Raw genomic sequence first — 18,550 nt, 5'->3', positions numbered from 1 at the left:
GTGGAAAGATGATGGATTGATCTGGCCCTGAAAATCAGCCGTACAGGCTGCTGATATGGATGGATGTTATGAATTATATTGCGCTTTCGTTGTTGACCGTGTTGTTGGTTCCGGGGCCGACGAATTCATTATTGTTGCAAACGGGTGTAAGTAGAGGACTCAGTTCGCATTCGATGCGCTTCATCATCGCCGAATGGCTGGCATACGTTGTTCAGATGACGATGTGGGGGGTATTCATTGACTTGCTGATGGCTGATCACTCGTGGGTGGTGATCGCTACCAAGATTTTTGCCGTGTGTTTTCTTTTTTATATTTCCTTGAAACTTTGGTTTTCGGTAAAGGATCACGCGCCTGGCGCCATGAAGGGTATTACTGTGCCGGATTTGTTTGTGGCAACACTGACAAACCCCAAAGGGTTGTTTTTTGTTTCCTTCGTTGCGCCGGCGGGAACATTCCTATCGCTGGATAATTGGCTGTCATTCATGCTGCTCTTTTCAGTCATAATTTTTCCGGTGGGGCTAGTGTGGATCGCGGGCGGCGCTTTTTGTGGTCGAAAATTTCACGCGATTGTATCCGGGCGATTTCTAAATCGAGCCATCTCTCTGGTGATTGGGTTGTTTGCTTGCGGCATGCTTTTCAATATCGCATCCCAAGTGAGTTTCACCTGAGTGTGTTCTGATATTGAACTTGGGTGGCGTCGAGCTCGAAAGAGGGGGCGGGATCTTGGTTACCTGGGTAAGCAAATTTTGACACTAGGCATTATTTAGATGAAGTTCAACTGCGCAGCTTTGAACATGGCTTGCTTGACATTGGTGCACTCCATCTTTTCAGTCATTTTCTTGGCATGAAACTTCACTGTTCGTTCAGTGATATTCATGATCAAACCGATTTCTTTATAGTTTTTCCCAAGCGCAAGCCAACGCAAGAATTGAACTTCCCTGGGCGATAGCTTGAGCGTGCTCTCTGCACTGATTTCAACCGGGCGGTGTTGGTTGGCGATAACGCTGAGTGTTTGGATGATGACCATGTTCTCCCGGACAATGGTAGGGAAGTCGGGGTCATTTTCTTCTGAGGATAAATGAATGGAGCCGAATGATCTGCCCGGCTCATGAATCGGAATGGTGAACCCTTGTTGGATGCCATAGGATGCGGACTGATCAAATATCTCCGGATTGTTGCCTATCTCTTGTGGGATTTCATCCCAGAAAAAGGGCGTGGCGGTAATGGCTGTGTTGGCCATGACAGGGTCTGATTTGTGAAGTGAGTTCTTACGGTAGGTGTCCACCCATTCGGCGGGATAATTGCTGTGGATGGAGACTTTTGAGTTGTCGAAGGGGGTGGATTCCAGATGAACATAAGCAAATCTTTCAAGCCCTAGTTTCGAGAACATCCAGCCTAGTATCTCGGTGTACTCGTCGTGGCTTTTTCCTGGAATGTTATGCTCCACCTCTTGAATTAAATTGAGCAGGTGGCTTGAGATGGGTTTGAGCATAGTGGCCGCGCTCGCAAAATATTAGTGTGAATACCTGTATTTAGCAGAGGTTTCACCTTGATATTCGCCAAGCGGAGGAGGACAGTTTTATAGCGTTAGCATCAACACCCGCTCGCCGTTTTTTGAGCGCCATCGGGGCTGCGAAGGAGGCTGGAGTATCGAATGGGTTTTTCCAGTTCATAGGGGTTCGTTTCAGGGCGCGATAATGACCCCTCATGCCGCCGTGTAATACTTGTTCTCTCAACTGGGGTGATGTCATTTTGCGTCCTTGCCTGTGCAACCTCAGCCCTTTGCTCCTGAGGTTGTAGTTATACGACCACTGAAACGATTAACTGCAGGGCAGTATAGACAGCTTTTAGCAACAGCGAGAAACATTAAAAAAAACCTTTAATTCCCCTGCTGCATAGCTTTTTTCAGGAACCCTGCCGTTCGACTCTCCCGGCATTTCGTCACGGTCTGCGGATCCCCGCACACGACCACCTTTCCACCTTGGGTGCCAGCCCCCGGGCCGATATCGATGACCCAGTCACTCTGCGCCACCACACGCATGTCATGCTCCACCACAACCACCGTATGACCTTCTTCCACCAGGCGATTCAACTGCACCAGCAAACGGTCCACGTCCTGGGGATGCAGGCCGTTGGTTGGCTCGTCCAATACATATAACGTTGCGCCCCGGGCCTTGCGCTGCAGTTCCGTCGCCAGCTTGATCCGCTGGGCTTCGCCGCCGGACAGTTCCGTGGCTGGTTGGCCCAGGCGCAGGTAGCCCAACCCGATATCCTGCAGCACCTGTAATGAGCGCCTGGCTGCCGCTTGCTCGGCAAACACCTCAAGCGCGTGGTTCACGGTCAGTTGCAGCACCTGGGAAATGTCCAGGCCTTGCCAGCGAACCTCCAGCGTCTGCGGGTTGTAGCGTGCGCCATGGCAGGTGGGGCAGGGGGCGTACACGCTGGGCATGAACAACAATTCCACGCTGACAAAGCCTTCACCTTCGCAGGTCTCGCAACGGCCCTTGGCGACGTTGAAGGAAAACCGTCCGGCATCGAATCCCAGTGCTTGTGCCTGCGCTGTCGCGGCGAACAGTTTGCGCACGTGATCGAACAGCCCGGTGTAGGTGGCGAGGTTGGAGCGCGGGGTGCGGCCGATGGGTTTCTGGTCCACCTGCACCAGCCGCTTGACCGCGTCGAGCCCGGCGGTAACGCGCCCGCCGCTGGTTTGCACGGGTTCGTCTTCCAGGCTTTGCTCATCGGGTTCGGCGTTGGGGCTGGCCTGGCCGAGGTGGGCGCCGACCAGATCCAGCAAGGCCTGGCTGACGAGGCTGGATTTGCCTGAGCCGGAGATGCCGGTCACGGCGCTGAAGCAACCCAAGGGGAAGGCCGCGCTCAGGTTGTCGAGGTTGTTGCGGGTGATGCCTTCCAGGCGCAGCCAATCCTTGGGTGTTCTTGGGGTGCGTGTCGCGGCGTGTTCTGCACCAAAAAGATAGGCGCGGGTACGTGATTCAGGCACTTGTCCAAGGCCTGCCGGCGGACCGCTGTAGAGGACTTTTCCGCCTTGTTCGCCGGCGTCCGGGCCGACGTCGATGAGCCAGTCGGCGCGGCGCATGGTATCGAGGTCATGTTCGACCACAAACACCGAGTTGCCCGCTGCCTTGAGGCGTTGCAGGGCGCCAAACAGCGCTTCGCTGTCGGCCGGGTGCAGGCCGGCGGAGGGTTCGTCCAGCACGTAGATCACCCCGAACAGCTGCGAGTTGAGTTGGGTTGCCAGGCGCAGGCGTTGCAGTTCGCCGGACGAAAGTGTTGGCGTGCTGCGCTCCAGGGCAAGGTAACCCAGGCCGAGGTCGATCAGGGTGACGATCCGCTCCAGCAGCTCGGCGGCGATGCGTTGGGCGGCCAGGCGTTTTTCCAGGGAGAGGTTGGGGGTGTGGCGCGCGTCGGGCCCACCCGCGTGCGGGTTGTCGCCCCTGGCGGCGCGTTGCTCGCGGGCCTCTCGGGTTTGCTGGTGGCTGAGGACGTCCCCCGTTTCTTCGGCGTGTTCAAGATAGTCGGGCGCCAGGACGCGCTTGAGCACTTCGGCCAGCTCAAGCAACGGCAGGTGCGACAGCTCGGCAATGTCCAGGCCGGCAAAGGTCACGGTCAACGCCTGGCGTTTGAGGCGCTTGCCCTCGCATACCGGGCAGGGGCTGGCGCGCATGTATTGCGCCACGCGTTTGCGCATCTGTGCGCTTTGCGAATGCATGAAGGTATGCAGCAGGTAGCGCCGGGCGCCGCTGAACGTGCCTTGATAACTCGGTTCGAGCTTGCGTTTGAGGGCGGCGCGGGTCTGGGCTGGGGTGAGCCCGGCGTATACGGGAACGGTGGGGGTTTCTTCGGTAAAGAGAATCCAGTCTCTTTGCTTTTTTGGCAGGTCGCGCCAGGGGATGTCGACGTCATAGCCCAGGGTCACCAGGATGTCTCGCAGGTTCTGGCCCTGCCAGGCCATGGGCCATGCAGCCACGGCGCGCTCGCGGATGGTCAGCGACGGGTCTGGCACCATGGACGCTTCGGTCACTTCATAGACGCGGCCCAGGCCATGGCATTGCTGGCAGGCACCCTGTGGCGTGTTGGGCGAGAAGTCTTCGGCGTAGAGCATCGGTTGGTCGGCCGGGTAGCTGCCAGCACGGGAGTAGAGCATGCGAATCAAGCTCGACAGGGTGGTGACGCTGCCCACCGACGAACGTGCACTGGGGGTGCCGCGCTGTTGCTGCAAGGCGACTGCCGGCGGCAGGCCCTCGATGCTGTCGACGTCCGGCACGCCCACTTGGTCGATCAGCCGCCGCGCATAAGGCGCGACGGACTCGAAATAACGTCGCTGGGCTTCGGCATAGAGCGTGGAGAAGGCCAGCGACGACTTGCCGGACCCCGAGACCCCGGTAAACACCACCAGGGCATCGCGGGGGATGTCCACATCGACGTTCTTGAGGTTGTGTTCGCGAGCGCCACGCACCCGGACGAAACCGGTGCCTTGCGGCAAGTCAGCGGTTGAAGCAGGGGCGGAGCGTGGGGGCATCGGGCATTCCTTGTGACGTCGGGGCAACGCTTCATGGCGTTATGGCGTTGCATTATGGCGATGGCAGAGTGGACTGGATCACAGCGCTGACAATTATGCGACCGGGTTCAACCGTTCGCGTGCGATAAAAATTTACTCTGGGCGCATGAGATGAGAAACGCATCTGCAGATTTTCCCATGGATACGCCCCCCCGATAACTGACGAGGGCGCTTGCTCGCGCTGGGCTCTGTAGGAGCTGGCGAAGCCTGCGATCTTTTGATCTTGATCTTGATCTTGATCTTTCGCTTGAGATTCAAGTGTCTGGGGAGAGATCGCAGCCTCGTTGCACTCGACAGCTCCTACACAGCTCCTACACAGCTCCTACACAGCTCCTACACAGCTCCTATGCAGCACCTACGCAGCACCTACGCAGTTCCTACTGCTCCAGCGGGAGTGCGCTCGCCGCAAAAAAGGCTCGCGTCTGTACATGGATTCGGGTTTAAGTTTTTCCCAAGTTGATTTCAATCAAGGGCCGAAGAAGGGGCCGGCCCCTACCATGATCGCCAAGATCCTGTCTTTAAGCCCTGGCGTCCATGACCCCTCCCTTTGTGATGTTGCACCTATCCCGCTTCTGGCTCCGTGGGCTGTTCGTTTTCCTGCTGTTATTCATGGGCCTGGCCCAGGCCAAGGATTACGGTGACACCCCGCAACAGCGCATCCACCATGTCCTGAACCAGACCGACTCGATCTCCGAGCCCGAAGGGCGGTTCAAGGTGCGCACGCTGTCCGCTGCCGGCAAGGTCCTGGGCTATGTGTTCCAAAGCCTGGACGTGGTGGACATTCCCGCCTATTCCGGCAAACCGATCAATGTTCAGGTAATCCTCGATCCGGCCGGTGTGATTCTCGATGCCTATGTGCTCGAACACCATGAGCCGATTCTGCTGATCGGCATCGCCGAAGAAAAACTCCACGCGTTCAGCGCACGCTACAGCGGCATCAAGGTCAACCAGCGGGTGGTGGTGGGGCATTCCAGCGACCCGAATGCCGTGACCGTGGATGCCATCGCCGGGGCCACTGTGACGGCGATGGTGGTCAACGAGGTCATCATGCGTGCCGCCCACGATGTCGCGGTGTCCCTGGGCCTGGTCAAGGGCAATGCGGGGTTGGCGGTGGCGCCAGCACGTGTGCGTGAGGACATCTACGAGCCGGCCGACTGGAAGACCTTGACCGGCAACGGCGCAGTACGCCGCCTGCACCTGACTCGCGGTCAAGTAAACGCCACCTTCAAAGGCACCGACGCCGAACAGGTCGAAGTCGCCAACGCCGAGCAGGCCGACGACACGTTCATCGACCTGTACGTCACCCACCTCAACCCGCCCACCATCGGTCGTAACCTGCTGGGCGATGCGCAGTACCGCAGGCTGATGAGCGAACTCAAGCCCGGTGAGCAAGCCATTGCCGTGATGGGCAGTGGGCGCTACTCCTTCAAGGGCTCGGGTTATGTGCGCGGCGGCATTTTCGATCGGGTGCTGGTGCGCCAGTTCGGCGACGTCATCAGCTTCCGTGACATGGACTTCCAGCGCCTGGATGACGTGGCCGCCGAGGACATGCCTGAGTTCGACGAAATGGCGGTGTTCATCGTCCGCGCCTCCCACCGTTTCGACCCTGGTTCGCCCTGGAGCCTGGAACTGCTGATACGCCGTCAGACCGGGCCGGTCAGCGGTATTTTCAGCAGCTTCGAGCTGGCCTATCAGTTGCCGGAGCCCTACCTGGAGCGGCCATTGCCGACCGCCGAACAACTGGCGGCGGCCGAAGAAGCCAGCCGGCCGATGTGGCTGACGCTCTGGTACCAGAAAAGTGTCGAAATCAGCGTGCTTGGCGTAGCCCTGCTGGTGCTGACGGCGATCCTGTTTTTCCAGGATTCACTGGCCCGGCGGCCGATGCTGTTGCATTGGCTACGCCGCGGCTACCTGGTGTTCACCGTCGTGTTTCTGGGCGGCTATGCCTTGGCCCAGTTATCGGTGGTCAACGTGCTGACCTTCGTCCATGCCTTGTTCGAAGGCTTTCGCTGGGAGCTGTTCCTCACCGATCCACTGATCTTCATCCTCTGGGTGTTCACCGCCGGCAGCATTCTGCTGTGGGGGCGTGGGGTGTTCTGCGGCTGGCTGTGTCCGTTTGGCGCGTTGCAGGAGTTGATCAACGAACTGGCGCGCAAGCTCAAGGTGCCCCAATACGAGTTGCCGTTCGCCGTGCATGAGCGGCTGTGGGCGATCAAGTACATCATTTTGCTGGTGCTGTTCGGCGTTTCGCTGGAGTCGATGGCCACCGCCGAACGGCTGGCCGAAGTGGAACCCTTCAAGACCGCCATCACCCTCAGGTTCGACCGCCAGTGGTGGTTCGTGGCGTACGCAGTGGGCCTGCTGGTGATCAACCTGTTTACCCGCAAGGTCTATTGCCGCTACGTCTGCCCGCTGGGCGCGGCGCTGGCGATGCCGACCCGGTTGCGGTTGTTCGACTGGCTCAAGCGCCGTAAGGAATGTGGCAACCCCTGCCAACTGTGCGCGAAGGAATGCGAGATCCAGGCGATTCATCCCGATGGCCGGATCAATGCCAACGAATGCCATTACTGCCTCGACTGCCAGATGACCTGGCACAACGAAAACAAATGCCCGCCGCTGATCAACAAGCGCAAGAAACGCGGCAAGGCGACCGTGACCGATGCGCAACTGATTCCCGTGGTGCAGGTGAACCCGGCGCCTTGAGGCACCCCAATGGCCTGTCCCTTGACCGTTTCATTCTTCATGGAGCACACAGCATGAGCGATAAAAAAAACCAGATCCCAGGCGCGGTGGAAGAACCCAGGGGGGTCAGCCGGCGCAGCTTTCTCGGCACCGGCGCGGTGACGGGGGCCGTACTGGCCGGCGCGACGGCGCTGGGGGCCGGGACGTTCACCCGTGAGTCCTGGGCTGCGGCGACCAAGGAGGCCAAGTCCAAGATCCACGTCGGGCCCGGGGAGCTGGATGAATATTACGGTTTCTGGAGCGGCGGCCACCAGGGCGAGGTGCGGGTGCTGGGCGTGCCATCGATGCGTGAGCTGATGCGCATCCCGGTGTTCAACGTCGACTCGGCCACCGGTTGGGGCCTGACCAACGAAAGCAAGCGCGTCCTGGGCGACAGCGCCAAGTACCAGAACGGCGATTGCCACCACCCGCACATCTCCATGACCGACGGCAAGTACGACGGCAAATACCTGTTCATCAACGACAAGGCCAACTCCCGGGTCGCGCGCATTCGCCTGGACATCATGAAGTGCGACAAGATCCTCACCGTGCCCAACGTGCAAGCCATCCACGGCCTGCGCCTGCAAAAGGTGCCATACACCAAGTACGTGTTCGCCAACGCTGAGTTCGTGATCCCGCACCCCAACGACGGCCATACCTTCGACCTGCAGGACAAAAACAGCTTCACGATGTTCAACGCCATCGACGCCGAGAAAATGGAAATGGCGTTCCAGGTGATCGTCGACGGCAACCTGGACAACTCCGACGCTGACTACACCGGCAAATACGCCGCCAGCACCTGCTACAACTCCGAGAAGGCCTACGACCTGGGCGGCATGATGCGCAACGAGCGCGACTGGGTGGTGGTGTTCAACATCCCGCGTATCGAGGCGGCGATCAAGGCCGGCAAGTTCATCCACCTGGACGGCTCCAAGGTGCCGGTGGTCGATGGCCGCAAGACCGATGGCAAGGACTCCGAATTCACCCGCTACATTCCCGTGCCCAAGAACCCCCACGGGCTCAATACCTCGCCGGACGGCAAATATTTCATCGCCAACGGCAAGCTGTCGCCCACGGTCTCGATGATCGCCATCGACCGTCTGGATGACCTGTTCAACGACCGTTACAAGGATCCACGCGAAGTGATCGTCGCTGAGCCGGAACTGGGGCTCGGGCCACTGCACACCACGTTCGACGGACGCGGCAATGCCTACACGACCCTGTTCATCGACAGCCAGGTGGTGAAGTGGAACATGGAAGATGCCATCCGCGCCTACAAGGGCGAGAAGGTCAATTACATCAAGCAGAAGCTCGACGTCCAGTATCAGCCCGGCCACAACCATGCGTCCCTCACCGAAACCAGCGAGGCGGACGGCAAATGGCTGGTGGTGTTGTGCAAATTCTCCAAGGACCGCTTCCTGCCCACTGGCCCATTGCACCCGGAGAACGATCAACTGATCGACATTTCCGGTGAAGAAATGAAACTGGTGCACGACGGCCCGGCCTTCGCCGAGCCCCATGACTGCATTCTCGCGCGGCGCGACCAGATCAAGACCCAGAAAATCTGGAACCGCAACGATCCGTTTTTCGCCGACACCGTGGCCCGGGCGAAGAAGGACGGCATCAACCTGGAAACCGACAACAAGGTCATCCGCGACGGCAACAAGGTGCGGGTGTACATGACCTCGATGGCGCCGGCCTATGGCCTGACGGAGTTCACCGTCAAGCAAGGCAACGAGGTGACGGTGACCATCACCAACATCGACCAGATCGAAGACGTGTCCCACGGCTTTGTCATGACCAACCACGGCGCCAGCATGGAGATCAGCCCGCAACAGACCTCATCCATCACGTTCACCGCCGACAAGGCTGGCTTGCACTGGTACTACTGCAGCTGGTTCTGTCACGCCCTGCACATGGAAATGGTCGGGCGCATGCTGGTTGAAAAAGCCTGAAACGGCTCGTCAAGGAGACAGGTGCAATGACCGGGAAAACGCCGCAACCTGCGGGCCATGCTCGCCAACCGGTCATTGCGCTGGTGCTTTGCCTGTTATCGGGCGGCGCGTTCGGCGCGCCGCAGCCGATCACCGATTTGCCTTTGCGGGCCGAGGGCGACCAGCAATGGCGCCTGCCTGCGGGCCAGTACCGGGGCTCGTTCAGCATCGACCAGCCCATGACCCTCACCTGTGCGCCGCAGGCGATATTCCAGGGCCAGGGCGAGGGCAATGGCGTGATCATTCGCGCCCCGAACGTGCGGATCCAGGGGTGTACGTTCCTGGACTGGGGCCACGACCTGACGGCCATGAACGCGGCCGTGTTCATTCAACCGCTCGCCCAAGGGGCCGTGATTCGTGACAACCGGATGCAGGGCCAGGGCTTCGGTATCTGGGTCGATGGCACGCGGGACGTCAGCCTGATCGACAACCGCATCCAGGGCGACCCCAGCCTGCGCTCCCAAGACCGTGGCAATGGCATCCATTTGTATGCCGTACACGGCGCCCGGGTCATCGGTAACCAGGTGCGCGAAACCCGCGATGGCATCTACATCGACACTTCCAATGGCAATCTGCTCCAGGGCAATGTCCTGGAGGACCTGCGCTACGGCGTGCATTACATGTTCGCCAACGATAACCGCCTGCTGGGTAACGTCACCCGGCGTACCCGCACCGGCTATGCCTTGATGCAAAGCCGCCAGTTGACGGTCATCGGCAATCGCTCCGAACAGGATCAGAACTACGGGATCCTGATGAACTACATCACCTATTCCACACTGCGCGACAACTTCGTCACCGATGTGCGCGACGGGTCTACCGGCGACACCATGATCACCGGCGCCGAGGGCAAGGCCCTGTTCATTTACAACTCGTTGTTCAACCGCATCGAGGGCAATCATTTCGAGCGCAGCGCCGTGGGTATCCACCTGACCGCCGGCTCGGAGGATAACCGCATCGCCGGCAATGCCTTCGTCCACAACCAGCGTCAGGTCAAATACGTTGCCACGCGGCTGCAGGAATGGTCGGCGGATGGCCGCGGCAATTACTGGAGCGACTACCTGGGCTGGGATCGCAACGGCGACGGCCTGGGCGATGTGGCCTATGAACCCAACGACAACGTCGATCGCCTGCTGTGGCTGTATCCCCAGGTGCGGTTGTTGATGAACAGCCCGGGGATCGAACTGCTGCGTTGGGTGCAGCGAGCCTTCCCGGTGATGAAATCCCCCGGGGTGATGGACAGTCATCCGCTGATGCAAACGCCTGTCCAACCCCCGCCACGCAACAGTGCCCAGGAGGATGCGTCTTGAACGTCGTCGAGATCGAAGGGGTCAGTCAGTACTATGGTGATGTCGCCGTGCTGCGCGGGCTGGACTTGAACCTGGCCCAGGGCGAAGTGCTCGGCCTGTTCGGGCATAACGGTGCGGGCAAGACCACCACCATGAAGCTGATCCTCGGTTTGCTGCGGGCCAGCGAGGGCCAGGTACGTGTCTTCGGCCGCGCGCCCAGCGACCCGAGCGTGCGGCAGATGCTCGGTTACCTGCCCGAGAACGTGATGTTCTATCCGCAGTTGAGCGGGCTGGAAACCTTGCGCCATTTTGCCCGGCTCAAAGGTGCGGCGCCGCAGCAGGTGCAGCGTTTGCTGGATGAGGTCGGGCTGGCGGGGGCCGCGACACGGCGCGTGAAGACGTATTCCAAGGGCATGCGCCAGCGCCTCGGCCTGGCCCAGGCGCTGCTCGGCCAACCGCGGCTGTTATTGCTGGATGAACCGACCGTGGGCCTGGACCCCATCGCCACCCAGGACCTCTATCAGTTGCTCGACCGCCTGCGTTGGCAGGGCACCAGCATCATTCTCTGTTCCCACGTCTTGCCTGGCGTGGAAGCTCACATCAACCGCGCCGCGATTCTCACCCGAGGGCGCCTGTTGGCCCTGGGCAGCCTGGCCCGGCTGCGGGAGGACGCGGGGTTGCCGACGTTGATCCGCGCCTCGGGCCTGTCGCGGGCCGACTGGCTTCGCCAGCATTGGCACAGTGAAGGACACGTCACCCAAGGCTGGGGCGCCGAAGGGGTGCAGGTGTCCGCGCCGGATGGCAGCAAGCTTAGGTTGCTGCGCCAGTTACTGGCCCAGGATGACCCGTCGGATGTCGAGATCAAGCCGCCGTCACTGGAAGATTTGTACCGTCATTACATGGTCCGTGCCGCGGCCGAGGAGACCCGCCTATGAATCCGGTCTGGAACATGGCCCGCAAGGAATTCAGCGATGGCCTGCGCAATCGCTGGTTATTGGCGATCAGCCTGTTGTTCGCGGTGCTGGCGATCGGCATCGCCTGGCTCGGCGCGGCGGCATCCGGTCAACTGGGGTTCACCTCGGTGCCGGCCACGGTGGCGAGCCTGTCCAGCCTGGCGACCTTCCTGATGCCGCTGATTGCCTTGCTGCTGGCCTATGACGCGATTGTCGGCGAGGACGAGAGCGGCACCTTGCTGCTGTTGCTGACCTACCCGTTGGGCCGCGGCCAATTGCTGCTGGGCAAGTTTGTGGGGCATGGCCTGATCCTGGCCCTGGCCACCTTCATCGGTTTTGGCTGCGCGATGCTGGCTATCGCCCTGTGGGTGGACGATGTCCAGTTGAGCCTGCTGCTCTGGGCCTTTGGTCGCTTCATGGTGTCCAGCACGCTGCTGGGCTGGGTGTTCCTCGGGTTGGCGTATGTGCTGAGCAGCTTGTCGGCAGAGAAATCCACCGCCGCCGGATTGGCGCTGGGGATCTGGTTTTTCTTCGTGCTGGTGTTCGACCTGGCCTTGCTGGCGTTGCTGGTGCTGAGCGAAGGGCGCTTCAGCCCTGAACTGTTGCCATGGCTGTTGCTGTTCAACCCTACGGACGTGTATCGGCTGATCAACCTGTCCGGGTTCGATGCGGCGTCCAGCGGCGCCGCGGTGCTGACCTTGGGCAGCGACCTGCCGGTGTCGGCGCCGTTGCTCTGGCTGTGCCTGGGCCTGTGGATGGCGGTGCCGTTATGGCTGGCCTATCGGTTGTTCAATCGCCGATGCCCGTGAATTTCAATCTTGATAAGGGAGCATGCAACGATGAACAAGGTGTACCTCAAGGGGGGCCGCCTCCTGGCCGGGGTGTTGATGTGCCTGGCGCTGGCGGCCTGCGGCAAGGCCGAGCCACCTGCGGCCAGCGAGGCGGCGCTGGCGTTTCATCCCAGTGACGAGTGCCATGTGTGCGGCATGGTCATCACTGACTTCCCCGGGCCCAAGGGCGCGGCGGTCGGGGCAGGGGGCGTGAAGAAATTCTGCTCGCCGGCGGAGATGCTGGGCTGGTGGTTGCAGCCGGAAAACCATCGGGCCGACGTCAAGCTGTATGTCCACGACATGGGCCGCAGCCATTGGGACACGCCGGATGACGCCCACCTGATCGACGCCCGCACCGCCTACTTCGTTATCGGCAGCGGGCTCAAAGGCGCCATGGGCGTGGTACTGGCCTCGTTCTCCGATCCCCAGGCGGCACAAAAACTCGCCAGCGATACCGGCGGCCGGGTGCTGCGCCTGGATGACATCGACCAGAAACTGCTGGGGCAGGCGAGCGCCATGTCGTCGATGAGTCACTGATATAGCCTGGGCACTGAACCGCTCTTTGTGGCGAAAGAACTTGCTCCTGCTGAGGTCTGTAGGAGCTGTGTAGGAGCTGTCGAGTGCAACGAGGCTGCGATCTTTCCCCAGCCACTTGAGTCTCAAGCGAAAGATCAAAAGATCGCAGGCTTCGCCAGCTCCTACAGACCCCGGTGGGAGCAAGTTCCCTCGCTGCGTTGTGCATCAATCTCATCCCATGGAAGCGTCCACCCGCTACCCAAGTAGCATTCGTCGACTCGACGCGGCTTCGTACACTCAGGGCTCCTATCACGCACCCGTCGGAGGCGAAGATGCAGCAGGCCCAGAGCGAAGGTGTGGTGAGCGCCATGTCCCAGGCGACGGACGTCCAGCAGGTGGCCCAGGCGTTGGCGCGGCAGTTGCTGCACCCGCATCTGGGCTTCGTGCTGTTTTTCTGTTCCGCCGAATATGATTTGCCGGCCCTGGGCCAGGCGCTGTCCCGGAGTTTCGGCGGGATTCGCCTGGTGGGCTGTACCAGCGCCGGTGAAATCACCACCCAAGGCTATGGTCGCAACTGCGTGACGGCGGTGGGTTTCGATCACCGGCATTTTTCCATTGCCGCCGAGCTGATCGGTGAAATGGAGCACTTCAGCCTGATCGACGCCCAGCAAATGGTCGAGCGCCTGGCGAGTGGCTGTCGCAGTAACGCCTTGGCACCGATCAAGGGTCACAGTTTCGCCTTGACCCTGCTCGATGGCCTGTCCAGCCGCGAGGAAATGGTGCTGGCGGCCTTGAGCGCCGCGCTGGGGGACATCCCGCATTTCGGCGGCTCGGCCGGCGATGACAACTACCTGACCCACACCCACGTGTACTTCGAAGGCCAGTTCCACAGTGGCGCGGCGGTGGTGGTGCTGATCAATACCTGGCTGGAATTCGAAGTCTTCACCACCCATCACATCCTGCCCCGACAGGAAAAACTGGTGGTGACCGGCGCCGACAGCGCCTCGCGACGGGTCTACGAGCTCAACGCCGAACCGGCCGCCGAAGAATACGCCCGGCACATCGGCGTGCCGGTGAGCGCCCTCGACTACCGGGTCTTCGCCGCCCATCCCTTGGCGGTGCGCATCAATGACCAGTACTACGTGCGAGCCATCCAGCAGGTGCACCCGGACCTGAGCCTGAGTTTCTACTGTGCGGTGGAGAACGGCATCGTCCTCACTGCGATGACCCCCGGTCCTTTGCTGCAGAACCTGCAAACGCTGTTCGACGGTTTGCAGGCGCGCCTCGGCGACTTGCTGCTGACCATCGGCTGCGATTGCTTCCTCCGGCGCCTGGAGCTGGAAGACCGCGGCGGGCTGGAGCAGATCGGCCAGTTCTTGCGCGAACAACGGGTGATGGGGTTCAACACCTATGGAGAACAGTTCAATGGCATGCACATCAACCAGACGTTCACCGGAGTTGCCATTGCCCGACATCGCGTCCCTGGCCATCGCTGAGCTGCAGGCCCAGCTCGCTGCCCTGCAGCATGAGAATCGCAAGTTGCGGCGCATCAACGAGGCGCTGATCGAACGGGTGGAGTCCGGCGTAACCCGGGGCAACGACCCGTATGCGGCGTTCCAGCACTCGGTGGTGCTGGCCGAGCAGGTACGCGAGCGCACCGACGCGCTGAACCAGGCCATGGAGGCGCGGCTGCGGGCAGAAACGGCCCACCGGCACCTGATCGATGCCATCGAAAGCATCTCCGATGCGTTTGTGCTGTTCGACGAGCAGCAACGCATCGTCCTGTTCAACAGCCGCTTCAAGGCATTCTGGGCCAACAGCCGGGTGCGCATCATCGCCGGCATGCGCCTTTCCGAGGTCAAGCGCTTGATGACCGCCAACGGGCTGTTCAGCGAAGAACCCCGGGGCCAGGCCGACGAGCACGTGCTGTATCGCTTGCAGAACGGGCGTTGGCTGCAAGTCAGTGAGCGGCCGACCCAGGAGGGCGGGCGGGTCATCCTGTTTACCGACATCACCGACGTCAAGCTCAGCGAAACCGTGCGCCGCGAGCAAGCCATCGCGCAGAAATCCCACCTGTTGCAGCGGGCGGTGGACAACCTGTCCCAGGGCGTGGCGATGGTCAACGCCCAGGGCGTGCTGGAGCTGTGGAACCGGCGCTTCCTCGAACTCAGCGGCCTGGCACCGGTAGCGGCCCACCGGCCGTTCAACGAAGTGATTGCCGACAGTGAGTTGCAACTGCTGACCCCGGCCAGTCGCGACAGCAACGGTCGGTTGATCCACGAATCCGAGCAACGCCTGTCCGATGGCCGGGTCCTGGAGATCCGCACGCATCCCTTGCCCACCGGTGGCTACGTCAACACCTTCACCGACATCACCGAACGCTACCAGCACGCCGAGGCGCTGAGCGAAAGCGAGCGTTGGATCCGCCTGATCACCGACCATGTGCCAGCGCTGATCGCCTACCTCAACGCCGACCTGGTCTACGAATTCACCAACAAGGTCTACGAGCAATGGTATTGCTGGCCCCGTGGCGTGATGCTCGGCCAGAGCCTGCGCGAAGCCCACAGCGAGCAGCATTACCAGCGCCTGGAAGCCTACGTGGCGCGGGCGCTGGCGGGTGAGAGCGTGACGTTCGAGTTCGCCGAGACCAACATCAACAACCAGGAGCGCTACATGCTGCGCTCCTATGTACCCAACCGCCTGGCCAACGGCGAAGTGGTGGGGATTTTCGTGCTGATCCGCGACATCACCGAACGCCGGCGCACCGCTGAAGCGCTGCACCAGGCCTACCAGAACCTGGAACAGCGGGTCCAGGAACGCACGGCCGAACTGACCACCCTCAACGACCAGTTGCTGCGCGAAATCGACGAGCGCAGCCGGGTGGAACTGCGCCTGCGGGAGGCCAAGCGCGAGGCCGAGCAGGCCAACCTGTCGAAGACCAAGTTTCTCGCGGCGGTCAGCCATGACCTGCTGCAACCGCTCAACGCCGCCCGGCTGTTCACCAGCGCCTTGCTCGAGCGCCGCGAGCCGGTCGCCAACGCGCAACTGGTGCGCAACGTCAGCAATTCGTTGCAGGACGTCGAGAACCTGTTGGGCACCCTGGTGGACATCTCCAAGCTGGACGCCGGGGTGATCAAGGCCGATGTCGCGCCGTTCGGCCTTAGTGAGCTGCTCGACAACCTGGCTGCCGAATACGCCCAGATCGCCCGCAGCGAAGGGCTGGAGTTGCATTTTGTCGGCTGTTCGGTGCTGGTGCGCAGCGACATGCAATTGCTGGCGCGGATCCTGCGCAATCTGCTGAGCAACGCCATTCGCTACACCCCCAGCGGTCGGGTGGTACTGGGTTGCCGGCGCCACCGTCAGTGCGTGTCGATCCAGGTCTGGGACAGCGGCATCGGCATTGCCGATAACCGCTTGGAGGAAATATTCCAGGAGTTCAAGCGCGGCGACGTGCAGCGCCCGAACCAGGACCGAGGCTTGGGCCTGGGCCTGGCGATTGTCGAGAAAATTGCAGGGATCCTCGGGCACCGGATTCAGGTGCGCTCCTGGCCGGGCAAGGGCTCGATGTTCTCTATCGACGTGCCGCTGAGTGCCACCGCACCCAAGCCGCTGCCGTGCCTGGACATGAGCGAGCCGATGCTCGAACGCCTGCGTGGGGCTCGGGTCTGGGTGTTGGATAACGACGCGGCGATCTGTGCCGGCATGCGGACTTTGCTGGAGGGTTGGGGTTGCCAGGTAGTGACCGCGTTGTCGGAACAGGACCTGGCCCGCCAGGTGGACAACTACCACGCCGAGGTCGATTTACTGATCGCCGATTATCACCTGGACCACGATCAGAACGGCGTCGATGCCGTGGCCCGGATCAACGCCCGCCGGGCCTCACCGATCCCGGCCATGATGATCACCGCCAACTACAGCAACGAACTCAAGCAGCAGATCCGCGAGCAGGGGCACACCCTGATGCACAAACCGGTGCGGCCGATGAAGCTCAAGATTGCGATGAGTCATCTGTTGGGCCAGACCCAGAGCCATTAAGTCGAACGCTGTTGCGGCAAGGAGCTTGCTCCCGCCGTTCCTGTAGGCGCTGCGCAGGCGCTGTGTAGGCACTGCGTAGGAACTGTGTTGGAGCTGTGTAGGAGCTGTGTAGGAGCTGTGTAGGAGCTGTCGAGTGCAACGAGGCTGCGATCTTTCCAAAGACACTTGAATCTCAAGCGAAAGATCAAAAGATCGCAGGCTTCGCCGGCTCCTACAGGCCCAGCGGGAGCAAGCTCCTTGTCACAGGGATGTGTGTCAACGCCGCAAATAAGCCCCGAAATCAATATCCCCGGCACTGAGGATCGCCTGCACCCGGTTGTGCACATTGAGCTTGCGCAGGATCGCCGAGACGTGGGCCTTGACCGTGGTTTCGGCGATGTCCAGGGTGTAGGCGATCTGTTTGTTCGATTCGCCCTTGGTCATGCGTTCGAGCACCAGCAATTGCTTGCGGGTCAGGGCCTGGAGCAGTTCCGGCGGGAACGCCGGGGTTTCGTTCAGGCGCCGGCCCATCGGGCTTTTTTGCGTGCGAATGATGTCGGGCGGCAGGTACACGTTGCCGTTGAGGATCTGCTCGATGGCGTCGGTCATCTGCGAGCGTGGCGAGGATTTGGTGATGAAACCCACCGCACCATACGTGATGGCCTGCAGCACCACTTGCTTGTCCTGCTCGGCGGAGACAATCACCACGGGGATGGTCGGGGCCTCGTTGCGCAGGTTGATCAGGCCATTGAGCCCGTGCATGCCGGGCATGTTCAGGTCCAGCAGGATCAGGTCCAGGTCGTCGTGCTCGGCAGTCAAGGCCAGGGCACTGTCCAGGTCGGCGGTCTCCATGACCTCGCTGCCCGGAAAACCGTCACTGATGACGTTGTGGATGGCTTCGCGAAACAGTGGGTGATCGTCGGCTATCAGGATTTTATACATGGCCATTCACCTCGTTATTGTCGTGTGGGGCAGGGCAGTTGCACGCACTTCTTGCAAGATCAGGGAAAGGGTTCGGGCCGGGCGGCTTGCAGGGGCAGGTTGGCCGCCTCCCACGCATCGAGGCCATCGCGATACCAGTACACATGGTTATAGCCCATGGCAGCGGCGCGTTTTACCGCGTTCCAGCTCAGCCAGCAATCGGCGCGGCAATAAAAGACCAACGGCGAATCCAACCGCCCGCCGGTGGCCGTGCGCAGGTGTTGGCTGAAGTAGTCCTGCCAGGTCGGATCGAGGTCGCCGTCGCCGGTATTGGCCAGCCACAGGCTGCCGGGAAGGTTGGCGTGGGGTTCGTTGTCGATGAAGCGCCCTTGGAGCCACGGCCGACGATAAACGTCGATCAGCACCGGAGGCTGGGCTTGACTGAGCAGGCGTTGCAGGGCCTGGGTGTCGAGGGTCTGGGCGCCGTCGACGGTGGCGGGCGTCGGGCTGCGGTATTGGGCGATGCGATAGCCCTGCGCTGAAAACAACGCGGTATCGGCCTGCGCGACATTCAGCACCAGGCCCAGCAGGAGGATCGCCAGCAAACGGGGCATAGGATTTATCCTTTTTGTTATGCGCCCATTACATGCCAGGGTCGAGGTCTTGTGAATGCGACCATAGACAGGAAAACCGGTACTAAAGTAGTAATTTTAGTGCTAAAGACCGGCGCGACATGGAG

General features: G+C 61.0%; 13 protein-coding genes. 9 read left to right on the top strand and 4 right to left on the bottom strand.

What is annotated here, in order from left to right; all coding sequences use genetic code 11:
* Window positions 1-68: 68 nt before the first annotated feature.
* Window positions 69-668, top strand: a complete 600-nt coding sequence (locus GFU70_RS14980) for a LysE family translocator (RefSeq protein WP_153388326.1) — start codon at window positions 69-71, stop codon at window positions 666-668.
* Between the two features lie 95 nt (window positions 669-763).
* Here the strand turns inward: GFU70_RS14980 and GFU70_RS14975 are convergent, their stop codons facing one another.
* Both GFU70_RS14975 and GFU70_RS14970 read right to left on the bottom strand, forming a co-directional pair.
* Window positions 764-1,492 (bottom strand): LuxR family transcriptional regulator, encoded by a 729-nt coding sequence (locus GFU70_RS14975; protein WP_058544869.1) that lies wholly within the window; start codon window positions 1,490-1,492, stop codon window positions 764-766.
* 387 nt (window positions 1,493-1,879) lie between these two features.
* Window positions 1,880-4,537 (bottom strand): excinuclease ABC subunit UvrA, encoded by a 2,658-nt coding sequence (locus tag GFU70_RS14970; RefSeq protein WP_153388325.1) that lies wholly within the window; start codon window positions 4,535-4,537, stop codon window positions 1,880-1,882.
* A gap of 573 nt (window positions 4,538-5,110) precedes the next feature.
* On the opposite strand from GFU70_RS14970, the gene nosR reads away from it, so the two are divergent.
* The 8 genes from nosR to nahK all read left to right on the top strand — a co-directional run bounded on the left by nosR (window position 5,111) and on the right by nahK (window position 16,911).
* Complete coding sequence (gene nosR, locus GFU70_RS14965; protein ID WP_226920900.1) at window positions 5,111-7,279, top strand: transcriptional regulator NosR; 2,169 nt, start codon at window positions 5,111-5,113, stop codon at window positions 7,277-7,279.
* A gap of 53 nt (window positions 7,280-7,332) precedes the next feature.
* A complete protein-coding gene (nosZ, locus tag GFU70_RS14960; RefSeq protein WP_153388324.1) occupies window positions 7,333-9,252 on the top strand; it encodes a TAT-dependent nitrous-oxide reductase in 1,920 nt (639 codons plus the stop codon).
* A gap of 26 nt (window positions 9,253-9,278) precedes the next feature.
* Window positions 9,279-10,598, top strand: a complete 1,320-nt coding sequence (locus GFU70_RS14955) for a nitrous oxide reductase family maturation protein NosD (RefSeq protein ID WP_153388323.1) — start codon at window positions 9,279-9,281, stop codon at window positions 10,596-10,598.
* Complete coding sequence (locus tag GFU70_RS14950; RefSeq protein WP_058544874.1) at window positions 10,595-11,512, top strand: ABC transporter ATP-binding protein; 918 nt, start codon at window positions 10,595-10,597, stop codon at window positions 11,510-11,512. Before GFU70_RS14955 ends, GFU70_RS14950 begins: the two co-directional genes overlap by 4 nt.
* Window positions 11,509-12,339 carry an ABC transporter permease gene (locus tag GFU70_RS14945; protein ID WP_153388322.1) on the top strand — a complete coding sequence of 277 codons (831 nt, stop codon included), beginning with the start codon at window positions 11,509-11,511 and terminating at the stop codon, window positions 12,337-12,339. The genes GFU70_RS14950 and GFU70_RS14945 overlap by 4 nt, the downstream gene beginning before the upstream one ends.
* Window positions 12,340-12,369: 30 nt before the next feature.
* On the top strand, window positions 12,370-12,897 hold the full coding sequence (locus GFU70_RS14940; protein WP_153388321.1) for a nitrous oxide reductase accessory protein NosL: 528 nt from the start codon (window positions 12,370-12,372) through the stop codon (window positions 12,895-12,897).
* A 311-nt stretch (window positions 12,898-13,208) separates the two neighbouring features.
* Window positions 13,209-14,372, top strand: coding sequence for a nitric oxide-sensing protein NosP (gene nosP / locus GFU70_RS14935; RefSeq protein WP_058544876.1), 1,164 nt, complete (start codon window positions 13,209-13,211; stop codon window positions 14,370-14,372).
* Window positions 14,302-16,911: a hybrid sensor histidine kinase/response regulator NahK/ErcS' gene (gene nahK / locus GFU70_RS14930; protein WP_153388320.1), complete on the top strand. Its 2,610-nt coding sequence runs from the start codon at window positions 14,302-14,304 to the stop codon at window positions 16,909-16,911. Before nosP ends, nahK begins: the two co-directional genes overlap by 71 nt.
* 255 nt (window positions 16,912-17,166) lie before the next feature.
* Here nahK and GFU70_RS14925 read toward each other — a convergent pair whose 3' ends face one another.
* A complete protein-coding gene (locus tag GFU70_RS14925) occupies window positions 17,167-17,832 on the bottom strand; it encodes a response regulator transcription factor (protein WP_053122521.1) in 666 nt (221 codons plus the stop codon).
* 59 nt (window positions 17,833-17,891) lie between these two features.
* On the bottom strand, window positions 17,892-18,425 hold the full coding sequence (locus GFU70_RS14920; protein WP_153388319.1) for a PQQ-dependent catabolism-associated CXXCW motif protein: 534 nt from the start codon (window positions 18,423-18,425) through the stop codon (window positions 17,892-17,894).
* Window positions 18,426-18,550: the final 125 nt, after the last annotated feature.

This window comes from Pseudomonas brassicacearum (assembly GCF_009601685.2).
Lineage (GTDB): Bacteria > Pseudomonadota > Gammaproteobacteria > Pseudomonadales > Pseudomonadaceae > Aquipseudomonas > Aquipseudomonas kilonensis_B.
This window is presented reverse-complemented; position numbering and strand designations above follow the sequence as displayed.

What these genes read in the sequence shown, in the direction of transcription:
- GFU70_RS14980 (WP_153388326.1), top strand. Translation starts at nt 69, where the DNA reads ATGAATTATATTGCGCTTTCGTTGTTGACCGTGTTGTTGGTTCCGGGG.
- GFU70_RS14975 (WP_058544869.1), bottom strand. Translation starts at nt 1,492, where the DNA reads ATGCTCAAACCCATCTCAAGCCACCTGCTCAATTTAATTCAAGAGGTG.
- GFU70_RS14970 (WP_153388325.1), bottom strand. Translation starts at nt 4,537, where the DNA reads ATGCCCCCACGCTCCGCCCCTGCTTCAACCGCTGACTTGCCGCAAGGC.
- nosR (WP_226920900.1), top strand. Translation starts at nt 5,111, where the DNA reads ATGACCCCTCCCTTTGTGATGTTGCACCTATCCCGCTTCTGGCTCCGT.
- nosZ (WP_153388324.1), top strand. Translation starts at nt 7,333, where the DNA reads ATGAGCGATAAAAAAAACCAGATCCCAGGCGCGGTGGAAGAACCCAGG.
- GFU70_RS14955 (WP_153388323.1), top strand. Translation starts at nt 9,279, where the DNA reads ATGACCGGGAAAACGCCGCAACCTGCGGGCCATGCTCGCCAACCGGTC.
- GFU70_RS14945 (WP_153388322.1), top strand. Translation starts at nt 11,509, where the DNA reads ATGAATCCGGTCTGGAACATGGCCCGCAAGGAATTCAGCGATGGCCTG.
- GFU70_RS14940 (WP_153388321.1), top strand. Translation starts at nt 12,370, where the DNA reads ATGAACAAGGTGTACCTCAAGGGGGGCCGCCTCCTGGCCGGGGTGTTG.
- nosP (WP_058544876.1), top strand. Translation starts at nt 13,209, where the DNA reads ATGCAGCAGGCCCAGAGCGAAGGTGTGGTGAGCGCCATGTCCCAGGCG.
- nahK (WP_153388320.1), top strand. Translation starts at nt 14,302, where the DNA reads ATGGCATGCACATCAACCAGACGTTCACCGGAGTTGCCATTGCCCGAC.
- GFU70_RS14925 (WP_053122521.1), bottom strand. Translation starts at nt 17,832, where the DNA reads ATGTATAAAATCCTGATAGCCGACGATCACCCACTGTTTCGCGAAGCC.
- GFU70_RS14920 (WP_153388319.1), bottom strand. Translation starts at nt 18,425, where the DNA reads ATGCCCCGTTTGCTGGCGATCCTCCTGCTGGGCCTGGTGCTGAATGTC.